Origin of the sequence: Thioclava arctica (genome assembly GCF_040892615.1) — a bacterium.
Classification (GTDB): domain Bacteria; phylum Pseudomonadota; class Alphaproteobacteria; order Rhodobacterales; family Rhodobacteraceae; genus Thioclava; species Thioclava arctica.
In genome coordinates, this window is the sequence record NZ_JBFRYC010000004.1 from 104,238 (window position 1) to 126,986 (window position 22,749).

Here is a 22,749-nt window from a genome sequence, read left to right on the forward strand (position 1 = left end):
CTAGGAGAAGTGGGCAAGCGCCGCGGGGAAACCCGACGGCGTTTTTTCATGTCTCTCGAACGGACCAACTTTGAAGGGTGGGTTCGGACTTCATGAAAAATGAAACTGTGGGTGGGGGCGGTGCTTCGGTCGATCTTCTGGATCTGACGGAAGCGCTCTACAGGGATGTGGCCGAAGAGCTGGCGACGGCGCTGCTGGGGGTGCGGCGCGGCGAGGTAGCTGAGGCGAAAGCGGCGGTGCTGGCGGTCAAGGATTTGCGCACCGCATTCCAATTGGTGATGGAGGAGAGAACGCGTGTCGAGAAACTCCGCAAACAGCTTGCCGGGGTCGCAACCGGGCGCGAAGGCGCGCTTGATTTCGACCTCGCCCGTGCTGAGATCGGGCGCCGCTTGGCTTGCCTGCGCGACGCAGAAGGACGTTGATGCGTTCCTTGAAGGGTTGGATGACAATGCGCTTCTGGCCTTGCCGTGGATCTTTGAGTTTTGGGCGCTGCCCCATCAGCTGCCCCCGAGTGGTGCCTGGAAATCCTGGGTGATCATGGGCGGGCGCGGTGCGGGCAAGACGCGGGCCGGGGCCGAGTGGGTGCGTTCCATTGTGGAAGGTGCAAAGCCGCTCGACCCCGGTCAGGCGCGGCGCGTGGCGCTGGTAGGTGAGACCTTTGATCAGGTGCGAGAGGTGATGATCTTTGGCGAAAGCGGGATCTTGGCGTGCTCTCCCCCGGATCGACGCCCGGTTTGGGAGGCTGGGCGCAAGCGGTTGGTTTGGCCCAACGGGGCGATAGCGCAGGCGTTTTCGGCCTTTGAGCCTGAGTCGCTGCGCGGGCCGCAATTTGATGCGGCTTGGGTGGATGAGTTGGCGAAGTGGAAGAAGGCCGAGGACAGTTGGGACATGCTGCAATTCGCGTTGCGGCTGGGGACGCATCCCCAACAGGTGATCACGACCACGCCGCGCAATGTCGGGGTGCTCAAGACGATTTTGAATAACCCATCCACTGTCGTGACCCATGCGCCAACCGAGGCGAACAAGGCCTATCTTGCCGAGAGTTTTCTGAGCGAAGTGCAGGCGCGCTATGCTGGCACGCGGTTGGGACGGCAAGAGTTGGACGGCGTATTGCTGGATGATGTCGAGGGTGCGCTCTGGAGCAATGCGATGCTGGAGGCGTCTCATGTGGACGCGCCCGGCGATCTGGATCGTATCGTGGTGGCGCTGGACCCATCGGTGAGTGGCAAGGCGGCTTCGGATGAATGTGGGATCGTCGTTGTCGGAGCGTGCACACGCGGCCCGGTGCAAGACTGGCGCGCGGTGGTGTTGGAGGATGCGAGCATTCGCGGCAAACCCACCGACTGGGCGCGCGCAGGTGTGGCGGCGATGGAGCGTTGGGGCGCGGAAAAACTGGTGGCAGAGGTCAACCAAGGCGGTGATTTGATCGAGAGCGTGCTGCGCCAGATCGACCCGCTTATTCCCTTTAAGGCGTTGCGGGCGACGCGTGGGAAATCGGCGCGCGCCGAACCCGTGGCTGCCCTGTATGAGCAGGGTCGGGTGCGCCATCTCAAGGCGGGAAACCTTGGTGCGCTGGAAGACCAGATGGCGCAGATGAGCTTGCAGGGCTTTCAGGGCAAGGGCTCGCCCGATCGGGTGGATGCGCTGGTTTGGGCGCTGCATGAGCTGATTTTGGAACCCGCAGCCCATTGGAAACGACCGCAGGTGCGCGGGCTTTGAGAGGGCTGTCTTCCTCTTGATTTAAATATCCTGCGGGGGGCCGGGGGTGCAAAACCCCCGGTTCGACAGATGAAATTCGAGAGCAAGGGCTGGGATCTTTCCCGGCCCTTTTCTTTGCCGGACCGGGTGCGGTCGCGAGAAGGAGACGGGAATGGGTTGGAAAATGTTTCGCAAATCCGATGCGGGTGGCGCGCCGGAGCAAAAGGCTTCGGCGACGGGACGTATCGTGGCGATGGCGTCGGGGTCTGGGCGCGTGGTGTGGAGTCCGCGCGACACGGCGTCTTTGACGCGCCAAGGCTTTACGGGGAACCCGATTGGCTTTCGCTGTGTCAAGCTGATTGCGGAAGCCGCAGCGGCGGTGCCTTTGGTGTGTCAGGACGCAGAGCGGCGCTATGATATCCACCCGCTGATCGATCTGATCGCGCGACCGAATGCCGGCCAAGGGCAGGGCGAGTTCTTTGAGGCGCTCTATGGGCAGATGATGCTGTCGGGTAATGGCTATCTGGAGGCGGTTGCGGTTGAGCCGGGGCTGCCGCGCGAGCTGCATGTGCTGCGCGCGGATCGGATGAGCATCGTGCCGGGCGCGGATGGATGGCCGGTGGCGTATGACTACACCGTGAGCGGGCGCAAGCATCGCTTTGATATGACGGGCAGTCCCGACCCGATCTGCCATCTGAAAAGCTTTCATCCTCAAGATGATCACTACGGGCTGAGCCCGATGCAGGCGGCGGCGGTTGCGCTGGATGTGCATAATTCGGCAAGCGCGTGGTCCAAGGCGCTGCTGGACAATGCGGCGCGGCCTTCGGGGGCGATCATTTACAAAGGTGCGGATGGTCAGGGCAGCCTGAGCCCGGATCAATATGATCGGCTGGTCTATGAGATGGAGAGCCACCATCAGGGCGCGCGCAATGCGGGGCGTCCGATGCTGTTGGAAGGCGGGTTGGACTGGAAACCGATGGGGTTCTCGCCCTCGGATATGGAGTTCCATGAGACCAAGGCGGGCGCGGCGCGCGAGATTGCGGTGGCTTTCGGCGTACCGCCGATGCTGCTCGGGATTCCCGGGGATGCGACCTATGCCAATTACGCCGAGGCGCATCGGGCATTCTATCGACTGACCATTCTGCCCTTGGCCAGCAAGGTCGCGGCGGATGTGGCGTGGTGGCTGTCGACGCATTTGGGCGAGCGGGTTTTGCTCAAGCCTGACCTCGATCAGATCCCGGCGCTGGCGGCCGAGCGTGACCAGCAATGGAAGCGCGTGGGCGAGGCGCAATTCCTGAGTGACGCGGAGAAACGGGTGCTGTTGGGCCTGCCGCCTCTGGCCGAGGGGTGAGGGCATGGCGACAGGTGGGTCGCGCTATCTCAAGGAGCCTTTCGCGGTGCATGAGCAGCGCATGGAGGCGACCGAGAAGATCATGGAGATCCAGTTCGCTCAGGTCGATCAGCGGCTCGGGCGGATCGAGACGATGATCGAGGGGCTTGAGCGGCGCTTGTGGATGACGGTGTACGGGGTGGTCGCGGTGATCCTGACCCAAGCCGTTCAGGGCGTATTGGACTTTGCGCCGAAGTAAGGAAAAGCACATGACAACAGATGATTACGGGCTGGAGTTAAAGTTTTGCGCGAGCGAGGCGACGACTTTGCAAGTCAGCGATGGATCGGTGATCGAGGGCTATGCCAGCCTGTTTGGTCTGCCCGATCAGGGTGGCGACGTGGTCTGCAAAGGGGCCTATGGGCGCGGTCTTGAGCGGCTCAAGGGGCGTGGGGGCAGCGTCAAGATGCTCTGGCAGCATGACCCTGCTCAGCCAATCGGGATCTGGGACGAGATTTATGAGGATGCGCGTGGGCTTTACGTCAAGGGGCGGTTGCTGCCTGACGTGGCTCGCGCCCGCGAGGCGGTAGCGCTGATCGCGGCGGGGGCGATTGACGGCTTGTCGATCGGTTACCGCACGGTGGCTGCCGAGAAGGACGCAAAAGGCCAGCGGCTTCTTGCGGAACTGGAGCTTTGGGAGGTGTCGCTTGTGACCTTCCCGATGCTTCGCGAGGCGCGTGTGGCGTCCAAGGGTGATGCTTTGGATGGCACGTTGCGCGATCTGGCTGGGGTGCTTTGCAGCGCTGCAGCTGAACTGGCCGCGCGCTGAGCGCCCGGCCCATTGATCGCAATGGAGATGGAGTGAGCATGAAGACCGAGATCAAGGCTCGGGCCGGGACGGGTGTGTCCGAAGGCCCGGACCCGGCAACTGAGGTGAAAGCCGCGCTGGCCGGGTTCCTAAAGGAAGTCAAAGGCTTCCAAGAAGAAGTGAATGTAAAGTTGCAACAACAGGATGAGCGTTTGACCATGCTGCAGACCAAACATATGACCGCAGGGCGTCCCGCCCTTTCCGCCGCCGCCCTTGAAGAGGCCCCTCATCAGAAAGCGTTCGCGGCCTATCTGCGTTCGGGTGATGATGACGGGCTGCGGGGCCTGAGCCTTGAGGGCAAGGGTCTCAATACCGCAGTGGCTGGCGAGGGTGGCTATCTGGTCGACCCGCAAACCAGCGATACGATCCGCGGTGTGCTGAGCTCGACCGCGTCGATCCGCATGATCGCCAATGTCGTCAATGTCGAGGCGAGTTCGTTTGACGTGCTGGTGGATCATTCGGAGATGGGGTCGGGTTGGGCCACCGAAACGGCGAACCTGACCGAGACCACGACGCCCCAGATCGACCGGATTTCGATCCCGCTTTATGAGTTGGCGGCGATGCCCAAGGCGAGCCAGCGGTTGTTGGATGACAGCGCGTTTGATGTCGAGACTTGGCTGGCACAGCGGATTGCCGATAAATTCGCGCGTGCCGAGGCGCAGGCGTTCATTTCGGGCAATGGTGTGGATAAACCCACCGGGTTTCTGACCCATCCGGCTGTCGCCAATGACGCCTGGGCCTGGGGTGGTCTGGGCTATGTCGCGACGGGTGCGGATGGCGATTTTTCTTCGGTGAATCCGGCCGATGCGGTGGTGGATCTGGTCTATGCGCTGGATGCCGAATACCGCGCCAATGCGTCTTTTGTGATGAACTCGAAGACGGCGGGCGCGGTGCGCAAGATGAAGGATGCCGATGGCCGCTTCTTGTGGTCGGACGGTCTGGCGGCGGGTGAGCCTGCGCGTCTGATGGGCTATCCGGTTTTGATTGCTGAGGACATGCCCGATATCGCCTCGGATGCGGTTGCGGTGGCCTTTGGCGATTTCAACGCCGGCTACACCGTGGCGGAACGCCCGGACCTGCGTGTGCTGCGCGATCCCTTCTCGGCGAAACCGCATGTGCTGTTCTATGCGTCTAAGCGGGTGGGCGGCGATGTAAGCGATTTCGCTGCGATCAAGTTGCTGAAATTCGCCGATTCCTGAGAGGCGTGACGGGGCTCGGGGGGCGTAGCCCTCCGGTCCTTGGGCCGGGTGACCGGTTCGGGGCGGGCGCGGGTCTGTCAGCCGCTGCCTAGCTGCTCCCTCCGTTCGAGTGGTGGCGGGGCCTGCGTCCGACATGAAGGATGGCATCCCGATGGAGTCGGGGTGTCATCTCGTGAATTTCGGAGAGAGTCCATGATGTTAAGAGAAGAGACGGCGGTGGCCACAAGCGCACTGCCTTTGGTCGAGTTTCGCGATCACTTGCGGCTGGGCACGGGATTTGGCGACCTTGGGGCGGAGGATGCGGCACTTGAGGCGTATTTGCGCGCAGCGATGGCCGCGATCGAGGGGCGCACCGCCAAGGCGTTGTTGGCACGCGATTTTGTGCTGAGCGTAGAGGCGTGGCGGGGCGGGGCGGTGCAGGCCCTGCCGGTGGCGCCGGTGCGCGCGGTTTTGGAAATGCAATTGGTGGATCGTGCCGGGGCGATTACGATTATCGAGCCCGAGCGCTATCGGTTGATCGAGGATATGCAACGCCCGTGTCTGGAAGCGTTTAGCGCGAGTTTGCCGACAATTCCGACGGGGGGCACCGCGCAGATCCGGTTCACGGGTGGGTTTGGCCCGCGTTGGGCGGATCTGCCGGTCGATTTGGCTCAGGCGGTGTTTTTGCTGGCAGCTCAGTATTTCGAGCTGCGCCATGACAGTGCGGGGGCGGGCAGCGAAATGCCGTTTGGCGTATTGGCGCTGATTGAGCGTTGGCGCACGGTGCGGATGCTGGGAGGGCGGGGATGAGCGTGCCTGTTCTCAACCGAAAGCTGGTGCTGGAAGCGCCCGAGCGGGTGGCCGATGGCGCGGGCGGGTTCAGCCATGCTTGGGTAGCGTTGGGGGAAGTCTGGGCGCAGATGAGCCCGGGCACTGGTGTGGAACGTGCAGGTGAATTTGTGACACTGGCCTCCGTGCCGTGGAAGATCACCGTACGCGCGGCCCCGCAGGGATCGCCGCGCCGCCCCTTGCCCGAGCAGCGCTTTCGCGACGGCGCGCGGGTGTTTCGCATTCTGGCGGTCGCGGAAAATGACGTGGCGGGTCACTACCTGACCTGTTTTGCGCGTGAGGAGGTGGTGGCATGAGCTATGCGATTGGCGCGGCCTTGCAGGGCGCGGTTTACCAGCGCTTGCAGGGCGATGTCGTGCTGAGCGATTTGGTCGGGGCTGCGGTTTATGATGCGGTGCCTGCGGGCACGGTGACGGGAACTTATGTGAGCCTTGGACCTGAAGATGCGCGTGATGCATCCGACAAGACCGGGGACGGGGCGGTGCATGATTTCATCGTGTCGGTGATCACGGATGAGGCGGGGTTTCAGGCGGGAAAACAGGTGGCCGAGGCGATCTCGGATGCGCTGTTGGGGGCGGACCTTGAGCTGTCTCGGGGGCATGTCGTGGGGCTTTGGTTTCTCAAGGCCAAGGCTCGGCGGGTGGATAAAGGTGCAACGCGCCGGATCGATCTGACCTTTCGCGCCCGCGTTGAAGGCTGAGCAAAACTTTCACAAAATCAACATTCTGCCAGCGTCAGATCGGCGCTGGCAGGCGGTTTCTTTCACTAATCGGAGAATGAGCCATGGCGGCGCAGAACGGCAAGGATCTTTTGATCAAACTCGACATCAATGGCAATCAGACCTTTGAGACCATCGCGGGGCTGCGCGCCACGCGCATCACCTTTAATGCCGAAACGGTCGATGTGACCTCGCTGGAAAGCGAGGGGCGTTGGCGCGAATTGCTGGGGGGAGCGGGGGTGCGCTCGGCGCAGATTTCGGGATCTGGCGTGTTCAAGGATGCGGGCACGGATGAGCGCGCGCGCCAGATCTTTTTCGATGGCGAGGTGCCAGAGTTTCAGGTCGTGATCCCCGATTTTGGGATCGTGCAGGGCGCGTTCATGATCACCTCGATTGATTATGCGGGCAGTCATGATGGCGAGGCGAGCTATGAGATTGCGTTGGCCTCGGCGGGCGCGCTGGCCTTCACTGCAATCTGAGGGAGTGACACATGGCGAACCCTTGGACCGGTGAGGTCGAGATCACACTTGATGGTGTCGCGCATCGCGCGAAGCTGACGCTGGGCGCGCTGGCCGAATTGGAGGCTGAGATCGGTGAGGCTGGCGGGATGATAGCGCTGGTCGAGCGGTTCGAGGCGAGGCGGTTTTCCAGTCGCGATGTGCTGGCGCTGATCGTGGCGGGGCTGCGGGGAGGCGGTTGGCAAGGTCGCGCTGAGGATTTGCGCGGTGTCGAGATTGGCGGCGGGCCGATGGTGGCAGCGCAGCGTGCGGCGGAACTGCTGGCGCGGGCGTTTGCAGTGCCGGGTGCGGGGGAAGCATGATGCCGGCGCAGGGGCTGGATTGGGCGGGGCTGATGCGGGTGGGTCTGCATCAGCTTCGGCTGCGCCCGGCGGAGTTTTGGGCGCTCACACCTGCAGAACTGGCGATCATGCTGGGTGAGGGGGTCAGCGCGGCGCGCCCGATGGGGCGGTCGCGGTTTGAGGCGCTGCTGGCGCGGTTTCCCGATCGCGCGGATGGATCTGAAAGGACGAACCAATGATCGAAGTGGATGGGATCGACGGGCTGAGCCAGCAAGCGGCTGAGTTGGAAAAAAGCTTGGGCGGTGTGGGCGCGATGGCGGAAGTGTTCAATTCCGAACTGTCCTCGATGCGCGAGAGTTTGGTGTTTACCGGGCGCGAGGTGAACACGTTGAGCAACTCGTTCGGGCGCACCTTGAAAAGTGCGTTTGACGGGGTGGCGTTTGACGGGGTGCGGCTGTCGGATGCGCTGTCGCTGGTGGCGCAGCGCATGGCTGACAGCGTCTACAACGTCGCCATGAAGCCGGTGCAACAGGCCGTGGGGGGCGCGCTGGCCAATGGGATGAACTCGGCTTTGAGCGGGATGTTCGCATTTGCCAATGGTGGGGCGTTTAGCCAAGGCCGGGTGATGCCGTTTGCCAAAGGCGGTGTGGTCAGCAGCCCGACGACATTCCCGATGCGCGGTGCCACGGGGCTGATGGGCGAGGCTGGCCCTGAAGCGATCATGCCGCTCACGCGGGGGGCTGATGGGCGGCTGGGTGTGGCCTCGCAAGGGGGGCGCGCCGTGAACGTTGTGATGAATGTGAGCACGCCAGATGTGGCCGGATTCGCGCGCAGCTCGACGCAGATCGCAGCGCAGGTCAATCGCGCATTGGCGCGCGGCGAACGCAACCGGTGAGGGACAAGAAATGGCATTTCACGACATTCGATTTCCCGCTAATTTGAGTTTTGGCTCGGTTGGCGGGCCCGAGCGGCGCACCGAGATAGTGACGCTGAGCAACGGGTTTGAAGAGCGCAACTCGCCCTGGGCGCATTCGCGTCGGCGCTATGATGCGGGGGTTGGATTGCGCTCGCTTGATGATGTGGCGCGGCTGATTGCGTTTTTCGAGGCGCGCGGTGGGCAGTTGCACGGGTTTCGCTGGAAGGATTGGGCGGATTTCAAAAGCTGCGTGCCTTCGCGCGATGTGGATTACGAGGATCAGCTGATCGGACATGGTGACGGGGTCACTCGGGTGTTTCAGCTGAGCAAGAAATATAGCTCGGGCGGCGTGGATTATAGCCGTCCGATCCTCAAGCCGGTGGCTGGCACGGTGAAGGCCGGTGTGCAGGGCGCCTATCAAGCGGAAGCGGTGGATTGGGAGGTGGATACGGCGAACGGGCTGGTGACGTTTTATGATCCCCCCGGTGAGGGTGCGCCAATCACGGCCGGGTTCGAATTTGATGTGCCCGTGCGCTTTGATGCGGATGCGATACAGGTGTCGATCCAGTCCTTTCAGGCGGGCGACATGCCGCAGGTTCCGATTGTGGAGGTACGTATCTGATGGCTTTTTCCGAGGCGTTAAAAGCGCATCTTGCCAGCGGAGCCACGACGATTGCGCGGGCCTGGGCGGTGACGCGTGGTGATGGAGCCGTGTTGGGGTTCACTGATCATGACGTGGCGTTTTCCTTTGAGGGCGTGCAGTTTGAGCCCGATAGCGGGATGACGGCCAAGGCAATTGCGCAGGGTACAGGCCTGTCGGTGGACAATAGCGAGGCCTATGGCGCGCTGAGTTCGGAGGCGATCACCGAGGCGGATATTTTGGCGGGCCGATATGACGGGGCTGAGGTGCGCGCCTGGATCGTAAACTGGGCCGATCTGTCTGAATATGCGTTGCTGTTTCGTGGCTCAATGGGGGAAATCTCGCGCCAAGAGGGGGCGTTTACGACGGAATTGCGTGGTTTGGCCGAGGCGCTCAATGTCGAGCGTGGTCGGGTGTATCACCCACGCTGCTCGGCTGTGCTGGGCGATGGGCAATGCCGGTTCGACTTGGACCAATTGGGCTTTGTGTTTGAGGGGCCGATTGCGAGCGTGAGCGACGCGGTGGTGTTCACCTTTGACGCGGTTGCGGGATTTGATGCGCGCTGGTTTGAAAAAGGACGGTTCAGGGTTTTGTCAGGTGCATCTGCGGGTTTGGTTGGACTCGTGAAGAATGATCACACGCTGGCAGGGGATCGTCGTGAGATCGAGCTGTGGCAGCGTATTGGCGCCGAGATTGGCGTGGGCGATCTGGTGCGACTTGAGGCGGGTTGTGACAAGCGTGTGCAAACCTGTCGCGACAAGTTCGCCAACTTCCTGAACTTCCGCGGGTTTCCCCATATTCCGGGAGAGGACTGGCTTGTGTCTTATCCGGTGCAGGGTGGGGCCAACGATGGCGGGAGCCTGTTCAGTTGAGCCTTGATCCGGGGCTGCGCGTAGTAGCGATTGCGCGGGACTGGATTGGTACACCCTATCTGCATCAGGCCTCGCATCGCGGTGTCGGTAGCGATTGTCTCGGGCTGTTGCGTGGCGTTTGGCGCGAGATTTATGGGGCTGAGCCCGAGAGCATGCCGCGCTACAGCGCCGATTGGGGCGAGCCTGCGGGAGACGAGGTTCTTTGGCGCGCGCTGACGCGGCATTTGCACCCAGCGCAAGGCGCGAACCTAGGCGATGTGGTGCTGTTTCGGATGCGTGCTAATGGTGTGGCGAAGCATCTGGGCATTGTCTCGGCGCTCGCCGAGCAGGGCGCGTTTATCCATGCCTATACCGGTCACGGCGTTGTCGAGAGTGCGCTCACGCGTCCTTGGCGGCGGCGCATTGTGGCGCGGTTTCACTTTCCATGAGGGAGCCAGTTGAATGGCGACGATTTTGCTTTCGGCGGCGGGTGCCGCAATCGGTGGCGGCTTTGGCGGAACGGTTCTGGGCCTGTCGGGTGCGGTGATTGGGCGCGCTGTTGGTGCCACATTGGGGCGCGCAATTGACCAGCGCTTGTTGGGCGCGGGGTCTGGCACGGTGGAGACGGGCCGGGTGGAGCGGTTGCGGTTGACGGGCGCGTCTGAGGGCGATGGTCTGGGCTTGGTTTGGGGGCGGATGCGCGTGGGAGGTCAGGTGATCTGGGCCACGCGGTTTATTGAGAGCAGCGAGACGAGCGGCGGTGGTAAGAACCAGCCAAAAATCACGCAATTCAGCTATTCGGTGAGTTTGGCCGTGGCGCTGGGCGAGGGTGAAATCTTGCGGGTTGGGCGCATTTGGGCGGATGGGGCGGAGGTTGATCCCGAAACGCTCAACATGCGGGTCTATACGGGCAGCGAAGACCAGCAGCCGGACCCAAAAATCGAGGCGGTCGAGGGGCTGGGTGTCGCGCCCGCCTATCGTGGCATCGCTTATGTCGTGTTTGAAGATCTTGAGCTTGCCGTTTTTGGCAACCGGGTACCGCAATTCACTTTTGAGGTGGTGCGCCCGGCACAGGGGCCGCTGTTGGATGCCGCCGCGGATTTGACAAAAGGGTTGCAGGCGGTCGCATTGATCCCTGGCACGGGCGAATATGCACTGGCGACAACCAAGGTATATGAGACCGGGTTTGGCGGCGGAGTGAGCTACCCTGCGGGGTCATCGTTGCAAGGCTATTCGGGAACCGGTGTTGCCGGCACGATGCGGTTGGTCAACCAGAACGCGCCCGGGTCTCAAACCGATTTTGAGCGTTCGCTTATGGTGTTGGATGAGGAACTTCCGCGCTGCGGTGCGACCTCGTTGGTGGTGTCTTGGTTTGGCAATGATTTGCGCTGTGCGCAATGCGAGGTGCGCCCGAAAGTGTCGAGCAAGCTCGTCGATGGCCGCGAGATGCCATGGGTTGCATCGGGCCTGACGCGTGTTGATGCGCAAGAAATCGCAAAGCTAGAGGGGCGCAGTGTTTATGGAGGCACGCCAGCGGATGCCTCGGTGATCGAAGCAATCAAGGCTTTGCAAGCCGCGGGCAAAGCAGTGACCTTTTATCCCTTTATTTTGATGGAGCAATTGGCAGGTAACGGGCTGCCAGATCCGTGGAGCGATGCCGCTGAGCAACCTGCATTGCCATGGCGCGGACGCATTACGCTTTCACAGGCGCCCGGGCGCGCGGGCTCGCCCGATGGAAGTGCTGGGGCACAGGCCGAAGTGGCGGCATTCTTTGGTACCGCTGCGCCCACTGATTTCACGCCTGTCGGCAATACGGTGATGTATTCGGGGCCGCCGGAATGGTCCCTGCGTCGCTTTATTCTGCATTATGCACATCTTTGCGCGATGGCGGGCGGGGTGGATGCGTTTTGCATTAGCTCCGAGATGCGCAGCCTGACCCAGATACGTGGCGTGGGGAATAGCTTTCCTGCGGTCGCTGCGTTGCGCGATTTGGCGGCAGATGTACGTCTGATTTTGGGGCCAGAGTGCAAGATCGGCTATGCGGCGGATTGGTCAGAGTATTCTGGCTATCAACCCGGCAATGGCGATCGGTTCTTTCATCTTGATCCCCTATGGGCGGACGAGGCAATCGATTTCATTGGTATCGACAACTACATGCCAATGTCAGATTGGCGCGATGGTGAGCATCACGCGGATGCGCATTGGGGCGCGATTTATGATCTGGATTACCTGCGCTCAAATATCGAGGGTGGCGAAGGCTATGACTGGTATTATGCCTCGCGCGAACACCGAGACGCGCAGATTCGTACCCCAATCACCGATGGCGCGCATGCTGAGCCGTGGGTCTGGCGGTATAAGGACATGCGCAGTTGGTGGGAGAACGACCATCATGATCGAGTGGCGGGCGTGCGACTGGAAACGTCGACCGCGTGGGCGCCAAGATCAAAGCCGATCTGGTTCACTGAAATGGGGTGTGCGGCGATTGATAAGGGGACGAACCAGCCCAATAAGTTTCTAGACCCCAAGAGCTCTGAAAGCTCCCTGCCTCACTATTCCGATGGTCGGCGTGATGATTTCTTGCAGATGCAATACCTGCGCGCGATGGTGAGCTATTGGGGGGAGGCGGTGCACAATCCGGTCTCGGATGTATATGGTGGGGCGATGGTGGATATGGCGCGCGCCCATGTTTGGGCGTGGGACACGCGTCCCTATCCGCAATTTCCAGCGCTGGGCGAGGTTTGGTCAGACGGGGTCAATTACGCCCGTGGACATTGGATTTCAGGGCGCGTGACAGCTCAACCTTTGTCCAATGTGGTCAACGAGATTTGCGCGCGCGCTGGGCTGAGCGACATCGATACCCGTGCAGTTTACGGGGTGGTGCGAGGCTACCGCGTCGATGGCGCAATCAGCCCGCGCGGTGCTTTGCAATCGCTGAGCCTTGCCTATGGGTTTGATGCATTAGAGCGTGATGGCAAGTTGGTATTTCGGATGCGCGATGCCAATGTGGACGGGGTGTTGCGAGTGCCGGAACTGGCGCTTGATGACGCAGCGCAAAGCCTTGAGACCCGTCGGGCGAGTGAGGCGGAAATGGCGGGCCGTGTGCGGCTGACCTATGTTGAGGCGGATGGAAGTTTTGAGACGCGCGCTGCCGAAGCCGTGTTTCCGGATGACACGTCTTCGGCGGCTTCGGCAAGCGAAGTGCCCTTGGCATTGACGCGGTCTGAAGGGATGCGCATTGCGCAGCGCTGGCTTTCCGAGGCGAGGGTGGCGCGCGATACGGCGCGTTTCGTGATGCCGCCGTCTTCTGGGTGGTTGGGGCCGGGCGATGTTGTGTGGCTTGACGTTCCTAACGGAGCACGGCGCTATCGGATCGACCGGGTTGAGCGCGCTGAAGCGATTTCGGTCGAGGCGGTGCGCGTCGAGCCAGGCGTTTACGAGCCATCTGATGAGGCAGAAGAGCAGGTCACGATCAAGCCCTTTGCCTTGCCCGTTCCCGTAGTGCCGGTGTTTTTGGATATCCCGCTATTGAGTGGAGATGAAGACCCCTATGCACCGCATTTGGCGGTCACCGCGCGCCCTTGGCCCGGGGCAGTGGCGGTCTATGACGCCGCGAGTGATGCCGGATACACGCGCAGTGCAACGATTGAGCGGCGCTCGGTGATCGGGCAGACGCAAAATGTCTTGAATGCGGCGCAAGTCGGTCTTTGGGATCGTGGCGTCGCGCTGCGGGTCAAACTGGCTTGGGGCACGCTGGCGAGTGCAAGTGAGGAGGCAGTGTTGGCGGGTGCCAATGCGATGGCGATTGGCGACGGCAGTACAGATAATTGGGAGATATTTCAGTTCGCAGACGCCACTCCGGTGGCACCTGGCATCTATGATCTGAGCCTGCGTTTGCGCGGGCAGTTGGGCAGCGATGGATTGATGCCGAAGCTTTGGCCAGAGGGCTCGGTCGTGGTTCTGCTGTCGGGGGGCGTTGATCAGATTTCTTTGCCGTCATCGCTACGCAACATCGCGCGCCATTATCGGATCGGGTCGGTGGCACGGCCCTATGACGATCCTTCCTATGTCCACACCGTGCAGGCGTTTTCGGGCATCGGGTTGCGTCCATATTCGCCCTGCCACCTTCGCGTCACCAGCGCTGATGGCGGCTGGGAGTTCGGTTGGGTTCGGCGTACGCGGATCGGGGGCGATGATTGGTCGGGCTATGATGTGCCGCTTGGTGAGGCCAGCGAACGTTACGTCGTGCGGGTGATGGAAGGGGCCCAGATACGGCGCGAGGAGCAGATCAACGCCGCTAATTGGACCTATACGCAGGCGCAAAAAAAACGCGGATGGGATCTCGGGTGGCTTCAAGGTCGCGGTGGCGCAGGTTTCAGATGTTTATGGGCCGGGATTGTTCGTGCAAGTTTCGGTGCCGGGCTAAGCGCAATGCGACCCGTGCTAGACGGTGATCTGATCGCGTTGGCACGGGTTGCAATGCTGTGGCCGCATGCGCAGATTCGCGCGCGACTGACCGACGCGATAGCTGAGGTTGAGGCGGCGGATGCACATCGGGAAAAGGTTGGTAAATCACATCCCGATTGGGGGAATGGATCGTTGATGTCTTGGGCTCTCGGCCAACCGATGGGGCCGCGCAATGCGGGTCAGCATGACTATTTAGAAGCACTTTCGGCCGTCTGCGGGGCCCTGATCGATTATCAAGCGCGCTGAAAATTGCGTCATCCCCTTCCTCTACCGGGCTGGCAGCCTATGTGATACGCTGAAACGCGATAACGGAGAGTCCGATGATGAAACATATGGCGCAGGTGGCTGCGGTCGATCCAGTTTGGACGCGGATTTGCGATGAGGCGCGCGCGGCTGTGCGCGATGAGCCGCTTTTGGGCGCGCTTATTCATGCTGGCCTGTTGCATCATCCAACGCTTGAACGCGCCTTGGCCTATCGGTTCTCGATGAAATTGGCATCGGGCGAAATGAGTGAGCAAATCCTGCGCGAGATCGCGGATGAAGCCTACGGTTCAGAACCAGACCTTGGTCAGGCGGCCCGCGCCGATCTGGTGGCTGTGCACGAGCGTGATCCAGCCTGCCATCGTCTGCTGCAGCCGCTGCTTTTTTTTAAGGGATTTCAGGCACTTCAAGCCTATCGCGTTGCACATTGGCTGTTCGTGCAAGGGCGTCGGGACATGGCTTATTTCGTGCAAATGCGGGCGTCAGAACTGTTCGGTGTCGATATTCATCCCGGTGCGAGGATAGGGCGCGGAGTCATGATGGACCACGCCCATTCAATCGTGATCGGCGAGACTGCGGTGGTGGGCGACAATGTTTCGATGTTGCATTCTGTCACGCTGGGCGGGACGGGCAAAGAAGACGAAGATCGTCATCCCAAAATTGGCAATGGCGTGTTGATCGGGGCAGGTGCAAAGGTGCTTGGCAATATCAAAGTGGGTGACAATTCGCGGATCGCTGCGGGGTCTGTCGTGCTTATGGATGTGCCGTGCTGCAAGACTGTGGCGGGCGTTCCTGCCAAAATAGTCGGCGATGCCGGCTGTGATCGTCCTGCATCTGAAATGGATCAGCTTTTGCACAATAGTTGAGTGGAACGCATTGAATTGAAATGAAAACGCCGGGCATCGCGCCCGGCGTTTTTTCATTTTCAGGCCTGTTGTCAGGCCAACATCAGCATCGGGTTTTCCAAGTTCTCACAGATCGATTTGAGCAGGTCAGCCCCAAGCGCCCCGTCGATAACCCGGTGATCAACCGACAGCGTCATCGACATGACCGTGGCCACCTCAATCTCACCAGCGTCATTCACAACGGGCGTCTTGATGCCTGCGCCAACTGCAAGAATAGCGCCGTGCGGTGGGTTGATCACGGCGTCGAAATTCTCGACGCCCATCATCCCAAGGTTCGAAATCGCAAAGCTGCCGCCTTGGTATTCATGCGGCGCGAGTTTGCGGTCACGTGCCCGCTTGGCGAGGTCTTTCATCTCGGCTGACAAGGCAGAAAGTGATTTGCTTTCCGCGTCTTGCAGCACGGGTGTGAAGAGCCCCCCCTCAATGGCGACCGCAACGGCGACGTCCGATGCCTTCATCTTGAACACCCGGTCGCCTGCCCAGACTGCATTGGCATCGGGCACGGCTTGCAGCGCCAGCGCACAGGCCTTGATGATGAAGTCATTGACCGACAGCTTCACGCCGCGCCCTTCAAGCTGCTTGTTGAGTTGCGAGCGGAATTTCATCAGCGCGTCGAGTTTGACCGAACGGCGCAGATAGAAATGCGGGATCGTCTGCTTGGCTTCGGTGAGGCGCGCGGCAATCGTCTTGCGCATCCCGTTCAGCTCGATTTCCTCATACGCTCGTCCCTCGTACATCTTGGCAATCGCCGAGGCTGAGGGTTGTTGCATGGCAGGAGCGCTCGCGGTTGTAGCCGTGGACTGCGCGGCCGGGGCAGCTGCTTTGGCACCACCCTGAGCGGCCTCAACATCGGCTTTCACGATCCGGCCTTTGGGACCAGAGCCGGACAGGGACGACAGATCAATGCCCTTATCCGCAGCAATCCGACGCGCCAGTGGCGAAGCGAAAATGCGTTTACCATCCGTGCTTTGCGGGGCTGCCGGGGCAGGGGCGGCAGCAGCCGCCTTCGCCTTGGGGGCGCTTTCGGCCTTGGGGGTTTCTGGCGCGGGGGCGGCTTTGGGGGCCTTCGTCGCTTCGGCGGCCGAAGCATCCTCACCCTCGTCCAGCATCACAGCGATCGGGTCGTTGACCTTCACCCCGCTCGTGCCTTCTGCGACAAGGATCTTGCCGACCACACCTTCATCGACGGCCTCGAATTCCATCGTAGCCTTGTCGGTCTCGATCTCGGCCAAAATGTCGCCGGAGGAGACGGTGTCCCCCTCCTTGACCAACCATTTTGCGAGCGTGCCTTCCTCCATCGTGGGCGACAGGGCGGGCATTAAGATTTGCGTAGCCATAGTCCTGTCTCCTTACCGGTAGGTCACTTTTTTGACCGCTTCGACCACGTCGTCCGAGGTCAAAAGCGCCAGTTTTTCAAGGTTCGCCGCGTAGGGCATTGGCACATCCTTGCCGGCGCAATTAATCACGGGCGCATCGAGATAATCAAACGCGCGCTCCATGATCACGGCACTCATATGATTGCCAAGCGAGGCGACGGGGAAGCCCTCTTCGACGGTCACGCAGCGATTGGTTTTCATCACGCTTGCAAGCACCGTGTCATAGTCGATAGGCCGCAGGGTGCGCAGGTCGATCACCTCGGCCTCGATCCCCTCTTTTGCAAGCTTTTCAGCAGCTTCCAGAGAATGGCTCATGCCGATACCCCAGCTGACGATGGTCACGTCTGCGCCTGTTCGCCAGACTTTCGCCTTGCCAAAGGGAATGGTGAAGTCCTCGATATCGGGCACTTCGAAGGTCCGCCCGTAAAGGATTTCATTTTCCAGGAAGATCACCGGGTTCGGATCCCGAATGGCCGATTTCAACAAACCCTTCGCATCGGCTGCCGAGTAGGGCTGCACGACCTTGAGACCCGGAATTTGCGCATACCACGCGCCGTAATCCTGAGAGTGCTGCGCGCCCACGCGGGCCGCTGCACCGTTGGGACCACGGAACACCATCGGCGCCCCCATCTGACCGCCCGACATATACAGCGTCTTAGCGGCAGAGTTGATGATTTGGTCAATTGCCTGCATGGCGAAGTTGAAGGTCATGAACTCGACAATCGGGCGCAAACCGCCAAAGGCCGCGCCGACACCCAGACCGGCAAAGCCGTGCTCGGTAATCGGCGTATCAATCACCCGCTTGGCGCCGAACTCATCCAGCAGACCTTGGGAAATCTTGTAGGCGCCTTGATATTCGGCCACCTCCTCGCCCATCAGGAAGACGTTTTCGTCGCGCCGCATTTCCTCGGCCATCGCATCGCGCAGCGCCTCGCGCACGGTCTGCGTTTTCATCGGTGTGCCTTCGGGCCAGTCGGGGCTGGTATCGGGGCGCGGAATGTCGGTGCTGTCATCGGCTGACTTCGCTTGCGCGGGGGCAGAGGCGGGGGCCGCTGGCGCCGCCGCCTTGGGGGCCTCGGCGGCTTCGGCATCCGAAGCATCCTCGCCCTCTTCCAGCATCACCGCGATCGGGTCATTGACCTTCACGCCGCTTGTGCCTTCCGCGACCAGAATTTTACCCAAGACGCCCTCATCGACCGCCTCGAATTCCATCGTGGCCTTATCGGTCTCAATCTCGGCCAGAATGTCACCGGCGGACACGGTGTCACCCTCTTTCTTGAGCCATTTTGCAAGCGTGCCTTCCTCCATCGTCGGAGACAGCGCGGGCATCAAAATCTTCGTTGCCATTGTTGTTCCCCCTCAGGCGTTCTGCGGCGCCGCATCGGCGTAAATGTCGGTCCAAAGCTCTTCGAGCGCGGGCTCGGGGCTTTCTTTGGCGAATTCGGCGGCCTCGTTCACGACGCCCTTGATCTCTTTGTCGATCGCCTTGAGGTCGTCTTCGGTCGCGTGATTTCCGGTCAGCAAAAGCTGGCGCACATGCTCAATCGCATCGCGCTCTTCGCGGATTTTCTGAACCTCTTCGCGGGTGCGATACTTCGCCGGGTCCGACATCGAGTGACCGCGATAGCGATAGGTCTTGATCTCAAGGATATACGGGCCCTTGCCCGAGCGGCAATGCGCCACGGCCTTTTCGCCCGCAGCCTTCACCGCCAGCACATCCATGCCATCAACCTCTTCGCCCGCGATGCCATAGGCAATGCCGCGCTCGTAGAAGTCGGGGGATTTCGTGGCGCGCTGAACGCTGGTGCCCATTGCATATTGGTTATTCTCGATCACGAACACGACCGGCAAATCCCACAGCTGAGCCATGTTATAGGTCTCGGCCACCTGGCCCTGGTTGGCAGCGCCATCACCGAAATAGGTGAAGGTGACGTTGTCATTGCCTTTGTATTTGTCGCTAAAAGCCAGCCCCGCGCCCAGCGGCACTTGGGCTGCCACGATGCCATGACCACCGTAGAAATGCTTCTCTTTGCTGAACATGTGCATCGAGCCGCCCTTGCCCTTGGAATAGCCATCCTCGCGCCCGGTCAGTTCGGCCATGACGCCCTTGGGGTCCATTCCGCAGGCCAGCATATGGCCGTGATCGCGGTAAGAGGTGATGCGTTTGTCACCCTCTTTCGCCGCAGCCTCAAGGCCGACGACCACCGCTTCTTGCCCGATATAAAGGTGGCAAAAGCCCCCGATCAGGCCCATGCCATACAGCTGCCCGGCCTTTTCTTCAAAGCGCCGGATCAACAACATGTCGCGGTAATATTGGGTCAGTTCTTCGGCCGAGACGTTCGCGCCCGCTTTAGCGCTGCTCGCCGATCCTTTCCGTGCTGCCATGGCTGCACCTCCCTTGATCGAGATAGTTCAATGTTAAACCATTCTATATAACACAGCCAACACGTTGGCAATGACCCCACGGCATCGCGGGATAGCAACAGCCATCACGATTCATCTAGGGCAGGGAAAGCGTGTGCATAGGAGGAATTTGGAAAACCCGCGCGCTAGCGGATCACGATCTCGTCCGAGCGCATTTCGCCCAACACATCGCGGGCCTGCTGATCAAGCAGATCAAGATCAAGGTAATCATCCGACAGGCGATGGGTCAGATTGGCCATTCGATCCACCTGCGCACGCAGATCGTCGCGCTCGGCACGCTTGGCATCAATCTCGGCTTCGATCTGGGCGCGCTGCAAGATCCCAAAATGTCCCTGCACGGCTGCAAAGGCAAAATAAGCCCCCAGCACCACAGCAATGGTGAAAAAGATCAGCGGCCCAACGGTGGGGCGTGTCATCGTCATCGTCCTGCCTCGTCTTTCCGGCCTCGTTTATCCGGGCAGCCTATCGCAAGACTGCGCGCAGCCTCTTTGGGCCGTTGGTTCAAACCATGCCATAGCAGATTCGCCAAAGGAATCCCTCTCGCGATCAATTTTGAATAAAATCCGCTGCGCGGCGCAAATGCCGCGCTGAAATCGGGCGCGCCGCCCCGTTGATCGCCGCTGAGGCCCAAACCTGCGCGGGCGTCTTCTTTTGTAGGCGCGCTCTCTTTCTCTTTCACGTCCATTCACTGCGCGCGAGGGTTTGGAACGATCGGACGGCGCAGTATCGGCGAGCACATTGCTGTCACCCTCTTGCATCCGGCGCAAAGGGATGACCCTATTTGATGACATCGCCGTTTTCTTCATCCCGCAGTTGGATGGTTCCAGTGCCGCAACGCTCTGTCTTGTCGCCTTTTCAAAATCCGACCTTTCGCGCGCTCTGGTCGGCGACGCTGTTTTCGAATCTGGGAACGCTGGTGCAGGCGGTGGGTGCGGGTTGGCTGATGGCCAGCCTGACGCCGTCGCAGGATATGGTAGCGTTGGTGCAATCCTCTAACACCTTGCCAGTGGTTGTGTTGTCCCTCTTGGCCGGAGCGCTGGCGGATAATTTCAACCGCCGCCGGATCATGATCTTTGCGCAGGTTTTTGTCGTTCTGGTGTCGGTCGCATTGGCGCTATGCACTTGGGCGGGGCTGCTGACGCCTTGGTTGTTGCTGGGCTTTACCTTTTTGATCGGCTGCGGTGGGGCACTGTTCAACCCGTCCTGGCAGGCTTCGATGGGCGATATCGTCGCGCGTGAAGATCTGTCAGCCGCGGTCAGCCTCAACAGCATGAGCTTCAACATGATGCGCAGCCTTGGTCCTGCGATCGGGGGGATCATCGTGGCGGCGGCGGGGGCTGCGGCGGCATTCGCGCTCAACGCGATCAGCTATTTGCCCCTGATCGCGATCCTGTTTCGTTGGCGCCCCAGCTATCCCAGTGACCCGCTGCCGCGCGAGCCGCTGCGCCTCGCGCTTGGGGCCGGGCTGCGCTACGTCATCTTGTCTCCGGTGCTGTTGCGGGTCATGGGGCGCGGCGCCATCTTCGGGTTTGCCGCGATCTCGGTGCTGGCACTTTTGCCACTGGTCGTGCGTGATCTGTTGCACGGGACGGCGCTTGATTACGGGATTGCGCTTGGGGCATTCGGACTGGGGGCGATTGGCGGCGTCGTGTTGAACGCGCCGCTGCGCGAGCGCTTCTCAAACGAGGTGGTCGTGCGGATATCCTTTATTGGGTTCGCGGTCGCGGTGGCGGCGCTGTCTGTCTCCAACTCGCTGGCGCTCAGTTGCCTCGCGCTGATCGTGGCGGGGCCGTTCTGGGTGCTGGCCTTGTCGCTGTTCAATGTCACGGTGCAACTGGCGACGCCGCGCTGGGTCGTCGGGCGGGCGCTTTCGCTGTATCAGACGGCGACCTTTGGCGGCATGGCCAGCGGGGCCTGGGTCTGGGGCGTTCTGGCAAGCCATCAGGGGGTGAGCGTTGCACTGGCGACGGCCGCGTTCGTTCTGGTGATCGGTGCCAGCTTGGGCGCTTGGTTACGCCTGGCAGAGTTCTCGACCGTCGATCTTGATCCGCTTGGGCAATTCGACGCGCCAGAGCCACAGCTTGATATTCGCGCCCGCTCCGGCCCGATCCTCGTGCTGGTCGAATATGAAATCGACCCCAAAGACACCGCGCAGTTCATGGCGCTGATGCGCGCCCGGCGTCGCATTCGAATTCGCGACGGTGCGCGGCAATGGGGGCTGCTGCGCGACCTTGAAAATCCGCGCTACTGGATGGAGAGCTATCACGTCCCGACCTGGATCGAATATCTGCGTCACAACGCGCGGCGCACCAAGAATGATGCGCTGAACTATCAAGAGCTGTTGACGCTCCACCAAGGGCCTGAGCCGACGCCCCGCGTGCGCCGCCTGATCGAACGCCAGACCGTGCCACTGAAGGACGACACACCACCGCGCCCGCCGACGACCGAGCTGCCCGGCGTCTGAGGGGGGCGATGTGAAACGCGTCGGCGTGTCTGAAGTCGCCGCCCCCCGGTGCGGGATCAGCCTGCGATTGAAGCGGCGTGGATCGAGCTGATCGCGCCCCCCAACATCGCGTCAAATTCCGCGTCTGATTGCTGCGCGCTCAGCCCTTCGGTGAGGGCGCGCGAGAAGGACGCGATCATGCCGGTGTTTTGCGCCAGTTTCGCATTCGCCTCATCGCGCGGATAGCCACCCGACAGGGCGACGACTTTCAGCACCTTGGGGTGATCGACCAGCGGCTTGTACAGATTGGCTTTGCTGGGCAGCGAGAGCTTGAGCATCACCTGCTGGCCCTCGGGCAGGGCGTCAAGATGGCGCAGGATTTCGGCCAGCAGCATGTCTTCGGCCTCAGCCTTATCCTTGATCGAGATCGTGACTTCGGGCTCGATGATCGGCATCAGCCCATGGCTGATCACCTGCGCACCCAGATCAAATTGCTGATCGATAATCGCCTTGATGCCTTGGGCATTGGCCGCCGAAATGACCGAGCGCTCTTTGGTGCCAAAAATTCCGGCCTTTACGGCGCGGGCCAGCAGATCATCAAGGCCCGGAATCGGCTTCATCAACTGCACGCCATTGGCTTCGGCTTCCAAGCCCTTGTCGATCTTGAGAAACGGCACGACATTGCACGTCTCCCACAGGTAGGTGGCGGTAGGCGTGCCATCGATATCGCGATCCATCGTTTGTTCAAACAGGATCGCGCCGACCACTTTGTCACCCGAGAAGGCGGGCGATTTGATGATGCGGGCGCGCATCTGGTGGATCAAATCGAACATCTCGGCTTCCGAGCTATAGGCGTCTTCGGTGATGCCATATAGCCCCAGCGCCTTGGGCGTGGAGCCGCCCGACTGATCGAGAGCCGCGATAAAGCCGTTCCCTTCGCGCATTTTCGCGGTTTGTTGAGCGTTCGACATGGGCCTATACCTCCTCATAGAAATGGGTCTTGGCAGGGATAAGCGCGGCGTTTCGCCATT

Annotated in this window: 25 protein-coding genes and 1 pseudogene; 20 read left to right on the top strand and 6 right to left on the bottom strand. The window is 61.1% G+C overall.

Features of this window, described 5'->3' with window-relative positions; genetic code table 11:
- Positions 1–92 precede the first annotated feature (92 nt).
- The 19 genes and pseudogenes from AB4874_RS08820 to cysE all read left to right on the top strand — a co-directional run bounded on the left by AB4874_RS08820 (position 93) and on the right by cysE (position 15,436).
- Entirely contained in the window at positions 93–422 is a 330-nt protein-coding gene (locus AB4874_RS08820; RefSeq protein ID WP_368391714.1) for a hypothetical protein, read from the top strand.
- Positions 373–1,719: a DNA-packaging protein gene (locus tag AB4874_RS08825; RefSeq protein ID WP_295537143.1), complete on the top strand. Its 1,347-nt coding sequence runs from the start codon at positions 373–375 to the stop codon at positions 1,717–1,719. Before AB4874_RS08820 ends, AB4874_RS08825 begins: the two co-directional genes overlap by 50 nt.
- A gap of 151 nt (positions 1,720–1,870) precedes the next feature.
- On the top strand, positions 1,871–3,049 hold the full coding sequence (locus AB4874_RS08830) for a phage portal protein (RefSeq protein ID WP_295537131.1): 1,179 nt from the start codon (positions 1,871–1,873) through the stop codon (positions 3,047–3,049).
- Positions 3,050–3,053: 4 nt separating this feature from the next.
- Complete coding sequence (locus tag AB4874_RS08835) at positions 3,054–3,287, top strand: GTA head formation protein, RCAP_rcc01685 family (RefSeq protein WP_295537129.1); 234 nt, start codon at positions 3,054–3,056, stop codon at positions 3,285–3,287.
- A 10-nt stretch (positions 3,288–3,297) separates the two neighbouring features.
- A complete protein-coding gene (locus tag AB4874_RS08840; protein WP_295537128.1) occupies positions 3,298–3,855 on the top strand; it encodes an HK97 family phage prohead protease in 558 nt (185 codons plus the stop codon).
- Positions 3,856–3,893: 38 nt separating this feature from the next.
- Entirely contained in the window at positions 3,894–5,093 is a 1,200-nt protein-coding gene (locus AB4874_RS08845) for a phage major capsid protein (protein ID WP_368391842.1), read from the top strand.
- 192 nt (positions 5,094–5,285) lie between these two features.
- A complete protein-coding gene (locus AB4874_RS08850; protein ID WP_368391715.1) occupies positions 5,286–5,882 on the top strand; it encodes a head-tail connector protein in 597 nt (198 codons plus the stop codon).
- Positions 5,879–6,217 (top strand): head-tail adaptor protein, encoded by a 339-nt coding sequence (locus tag AB4874_RS08855; RefSeq protein ID WP_295537126.1) that lies wholly within the window; start codon positions 5,879–5,881, stop codon positions 6,215–6,217. The genes AB4874_RS08850 and AB4874_RS08855 overlap by 4 nt, the downstream gene beginning before the upstream one ends.
- On the top strand, positions 6,214–6,621 hold the full coding sequence (locus tag AB4874_RS08860; protein ID WP_295537125.1) for a DUF3168 domain-containing protein: 408 nt from the start codon (positions 6,214–6,216) through the stop codon (positions 6,619–6,621). Before AB4874_RS08855 ends, AB4874_RS08860 begins: the two co-directional genes overlap by 4 nt.
- Positions 6,622–6,704: 83 nt before the next feature.
- The gene (locus AB4874_RS08865; RefSeq protein WP_295537124.1) at positions 6,705–7,118 is read left to right on the top strand and encodes a phage major tail protein, TP901-1 family; all 414 of its coding nucleotides are present in this window, start codon (positions 6,705–6,707) and stop codon (positions 7,116–7,118) included.
- Positions 7,119–7,129: 11 nt separating this feature from the next.
- Complete coding sequence (locus AB4874_RS08870) at positions 7,130–7,459, top strand: gene transfer agent family protein (protein ID WP_368391716.1); 330 nt, start codon at positions 7,130–7,132, stop codon at positions 7,457–7,459.
- Positions 7,456–7,677: a rcc01693 family protein gene (locus AB4874_RS08875; RefSeq protein WP_368391717.1), complete on the top strand. Its 222-nt coding sequence runs from the start codon at positions 7,456–7,458 to the stop codon at positions 7,675–7,677. Before AB4874_RS08870 ends, AB4874_RS08875 begins: the two co-directional genes overlap by 4 nt.
- Positions 7,674–8,333 (top strand): RcGTA-type gene transfer agent tail tape measure protein, encoded by a 660-nt coding sequence (locus AB4874_RS08880; RefSeq protein WP_368391718.1) that lies wholly within the window; start codon positions 7,674–7,676, stop codon positions 8,331–8,333. Before AB4874_RS08875 ends, AB4874_RS08880 begins: the two co-directional genes overlap by 4 nt.
- 10 nt (positions 8,334–8,343) lie before the next feature.
- The gene (locus tag AB4874_RS08885; protein WP_295537118.1) at positions 8,344–8,976 is read left to right on the top strand and encodes a DUF2460 domain-containing protein; all 633 of its coding nucleotides are present in this window, start codon (positions 8,344–8,346) and stop codon (positions 8,974–8,976) included.
- Positions 8,976–9,866, top strand: a complete 891-nt coding sequence (locus AB4874_RS08890; protein WP_368391719.1) for a phage/gene transfer agent baseplate hub protein — start codon at positions 8,976–8,978, stop codon at positions 9,864–9,866. The genes AB4874_RS08885 and AB4874_RS08890 overlap by 1 nt, the downstream gene beginning before the upstream one ends.
- Positions 9,863–10,294 carry an NlpC/P60 family protein gene (locus tag AB4874_RS08895; RefSeq protein ID WP_368391720.1) on the top strand — a complete coding sequence of 144 codons (432 nt, stop codon included), beginning with the start codon at positions 9,863–9,865 and terminating at the stop codon, positions 10,292–10,294. Before AB4874_RS08890 ends, AB4874_RS08895 begins: the two co-directional genes overlap by 4 nt.
- 13 nt (positions 10,295–10,307) lie before the next feature.
- A pseudogene (locus tag AB4874_RS08900) lies at positions 10,308–14,268 on the top strand (baseplate multidomain protein megatron).
- 5 nt (positions 14,269–14,273) lie between these two features.
- Positions 14,274–14,555 (top strand): DUF7742 family protein, encoded by a 282-nt coding sequence (locus AB4874_RS08905; RefSeq protein ID WP_368391721.1) that lies wholly within the window; start codon positions 14,274–14,276, stop codon positions 14,553–14,555.
- A gap of 74 nt (positions 14,556–14,629) precedes the next feature.
- The gene (gene cysE, locus AB4874_RS08910) at positions 14,630–15,436 is read left to right on the top strand and encodes a serine O-acetyltransferase (RefSeq protein ID WP_368391722.1); all 807 of its coding nucleotides are present in this window, start codon (positions 14,630–14,632) and stop codon (positions 15,434–15,436) included.
- Positions 15,437–15,507: 71 nt separating this feature from the next.
- Here cysE and AB4874_RS08915 read toward each other — a convergent pair whose 3' ends face one another.
- The 5 genes from AB4874_RS08915 to AB4874_RS08935 form a co-directional block, all read right to left on the bottom strand.
- On the bottom strand, positions 15,508–16,812 hold the full coding sequence (locus AB4874_RS08915; RefSeq protein WP_368391723.1) for a pyruvate dehydrogenase complex dihydrolipoamide acetyltransferase: 1,305 nt from the start codon (positions 16,810–16,812) through the stop codon (positions 15,508–15,510).
- 12 nt (positions 16,813–16,824) lie between these two features.
- Complete coding sequence (locus AB4874_RS08920) at positions 16,825–18,198, bottom strand: pyruvate dehydrogenase complex E1 component subunit beta (RefSeq protein WP_368391724.1); 1,374 nt, start codon at positions 18,196–18,198, stop codon at positions 16,825–16,827.
- Between the two features lie 12 nt (positions 18,199–18,210).
- Positions 18,211–19,236 (bottom strand): pyruvate dehydrogenase (acetyl-transferring) E1 component subunit alpha, encoded by a 1,026-nt coding sequence (gene pdhA / locus AB4874_RS08925; RefSeq protein WP_368391725.1) that lies wholly within the window; start codon positions 19,234–19,236, stop codon positions 18,211–18,213.
- A gap of 164 nt (positions 19,237–19,400) precedes the next feature.
- Positions 19,401–19,697 carry an FtsB family cell division protein gene (locus tag AB4874_RS08930; RefSeq protein WP_295537206.1) on the bottom strand — a complete coding sequence of 99 codons (297 nt, stop codon included), beginning with the start codon at positions 19,695–19,697 and terminating at the stop codon, positions 19,401–19,403.
- Entirely contained in the window at positions 19,694–19,960 is a 267-nt protein-coding gene (locus tag AB4874_RS08935) for a hypothetical protein (protein WP_368391726.1), read from the bottom strand. Before AB4874_RS08935 ends, AB4874_RS08930 begins: the two co-directional genes overlap by 4 nt.
- A gap of 132 nt (positions 19,961–20,092) precedes the next feature.
- On the opposite strand from AB4874_RS08935, the gene AB4874_RS08940 reads away from it, so the two are divergent.
- Complete coding sequence (locus tag AB4874_RS08940) at positions 20,093–21,739, top strand: MFS transporter (RefSeq protein ID WP_438273462.1); 1,647 nt, start codon at positions 20,093–20,095, stop codon at positions 21,737–21,739.
- A gap of 56 nt (positions 21,740–21,795) precedes the next feature.
- Here AB4874_RS08940 and AB4874_RS08945 read toward each other — a convergent pair whose 3' ends face one another.
- Positions 21,796–22,689: a fructose bisphosphate aldolase gene (locus AB4874_RS08945; RefSeq protein ID WP_368391728.1), complete on the bottom strand. Its 894-nt coding sequence runs from the start codon at positions 22,687–22,689 to the stop codon at positions 21,796–21,798.
- Positions 22,690–22,749 lie beyond the last annotated feature (60 nt).

Coding starts and splice junctions, on each gene's coding strand:
- AB4874_RS08920 (WP_368391724.1), bottom strand. CDS start 18,198: ATGGCAACGAAGATTTTGATGCCCGCGCTGTCTCCGACGATGGAGGAA.
- AB4874_RS08915 (WP_368391723.1), bottom strand. CDS start 16,812: ATGGCTACGCAAATCTTAATGCCCGCCCTGTCGCCCACGATGGAGGAA.
- AB4874_RS08840 (WP_295537128.1), top strand. CDS start 3,298: ATGACAACAGATGATTACGGGCTGGAGTTAAAGTTTTGCGCGAGCGAG.
- AB4874_RS08935 (WP_368391726.1), bottom strand. CDS start 19,960: ATGGACGTGAAAGAGAAAGAGAGCGCGCCTACAAAAGAAGACGCCCGC.
- AB4874_RS08875 (WP_368391717.1), top strand. CDS start 7,456: ATGATGCCGGCGCAGGGGCTGGATTGGGCGGGGCTGATGCGGGTGGGT.
- AB4874_RS08905 (WP_368391721.1), top strand. CDS start 14,274: ATGCGACCCGTGCTAGACGGTGATCTGATCGCGTTGGCACGGGTTGCA.
- AB4874_RS08880 (WP_368391718.1), top strand. CDS start 7,674: ATGATCGAAGTGGATGGGATCGACGGGCTGAGCCAGCAAGCGGCTGAG.
- AB4874_RS08930 (WP_295537206.1), bottom strand. CDS start 19,697: ATGACGATGACACGCCCCACCGTTGGGCCGCTGATCTTTTTCACCATT.
- cysE (WP_368391722.1), top strand. CDS start 14,630: ATGATGAAACATATGGCGCAGGTGGCTGCGGTCGATCCAGTTTGGACG.
- AB4874_RS08870 (WP_368391716.1), top strand. CDS start 7,130: ATGGCGAACCCTTGGACCGGTGAGGTCGAGATCACACTTGATGGTGTC.
- AB4874_RS08820 (WP_368391714.1), top strand. CDS start 93: ATGAAAAATGAAACTGTGGGTGGGGGCGGTGCTTCGGTCGATCTTCTG.
- AB4874_RS08835 (WP_295537129.1), top strand. CDS start 3,054: ATGGCGACAGGTGGGTCGCGCTATCTCAAGGAGCCTTTCGCGGTGCAT.
- AB4874_RS08845 (WP_368391842.1), top strand. CDS start 3,894: ATGAAGACCGAGATCAAGGCTCGGGCCGGGACGGGTGTGTCCGAAGGC.
- AB4874_RS08865 (WP_295537124.1), top strand. CDS start 6,705: ATGGCGGCGCAGAACGGCAAGGATCTTTTGATCAAACTCGACATCAAT.
- AB4874_RS08890 (WP_368391719.1), top strand. CDS start 8,976: ATGGCTTTTTCCGAGGCGTTAAAAGCGCATCTTGCCAGCGGAGCCACG.
- AB4874_RS08855 (WP_295537126.1), top strand. CDS start 5,879: ATGAGCGTGCCTGTTCTCAACCGAAAGCTGGTGCTGGAAGCGCCCGAG.
- AB4874_RS08940 (WP_438273462.1), top strand. CDS start 20,093: ATGGTTCCAGTGCCGCAACGCTCTGTCTTGTCGCCTTTTCAAAATCCG.
- pdhA (WP_368391725.1), bottom strand. CDS start 19,236: ATGGCAGCACGGAAAGGATCGGCGAGCAGCGCTAAAGCGGGCGCGAAC.
- AB4874_RS08945 (WP_368391728.1), bottom strand. CDS start 22,689: ATGTCGAACGCTCAACAAACCGCGAAAATGCGCGAAGGGAACGGCTTT.
- AB4874_RS08830 (WP_295537131.1), top strand. CDS start 1,871: ATGGGTTGGAAAATGTTTCGCAAATCCGATGCGGGTGGCGCGCCGGAG.
- AB4874_RS08885 (WP_295537118.1), top strand. CDS start 8,344: ATGGCATTTCACGACATTCGATTTCCCGCTAATTTGAGTTTTGGCTCG.
- AB4874_RS08860 (WP_295537125.1), top strand. CDS start 6,214: ATGAGCTATGCGATTGGCGCGGCCTTGCAGGGCGCGGTTTACCAGCGC.
- AB4874_RS08850 (WP_368391715.1), top strand. CDS start 5,286: ATGATGTTAAGAGAAGAGACGGCGGTGGCCACAAGCGCACTGCCTTTG.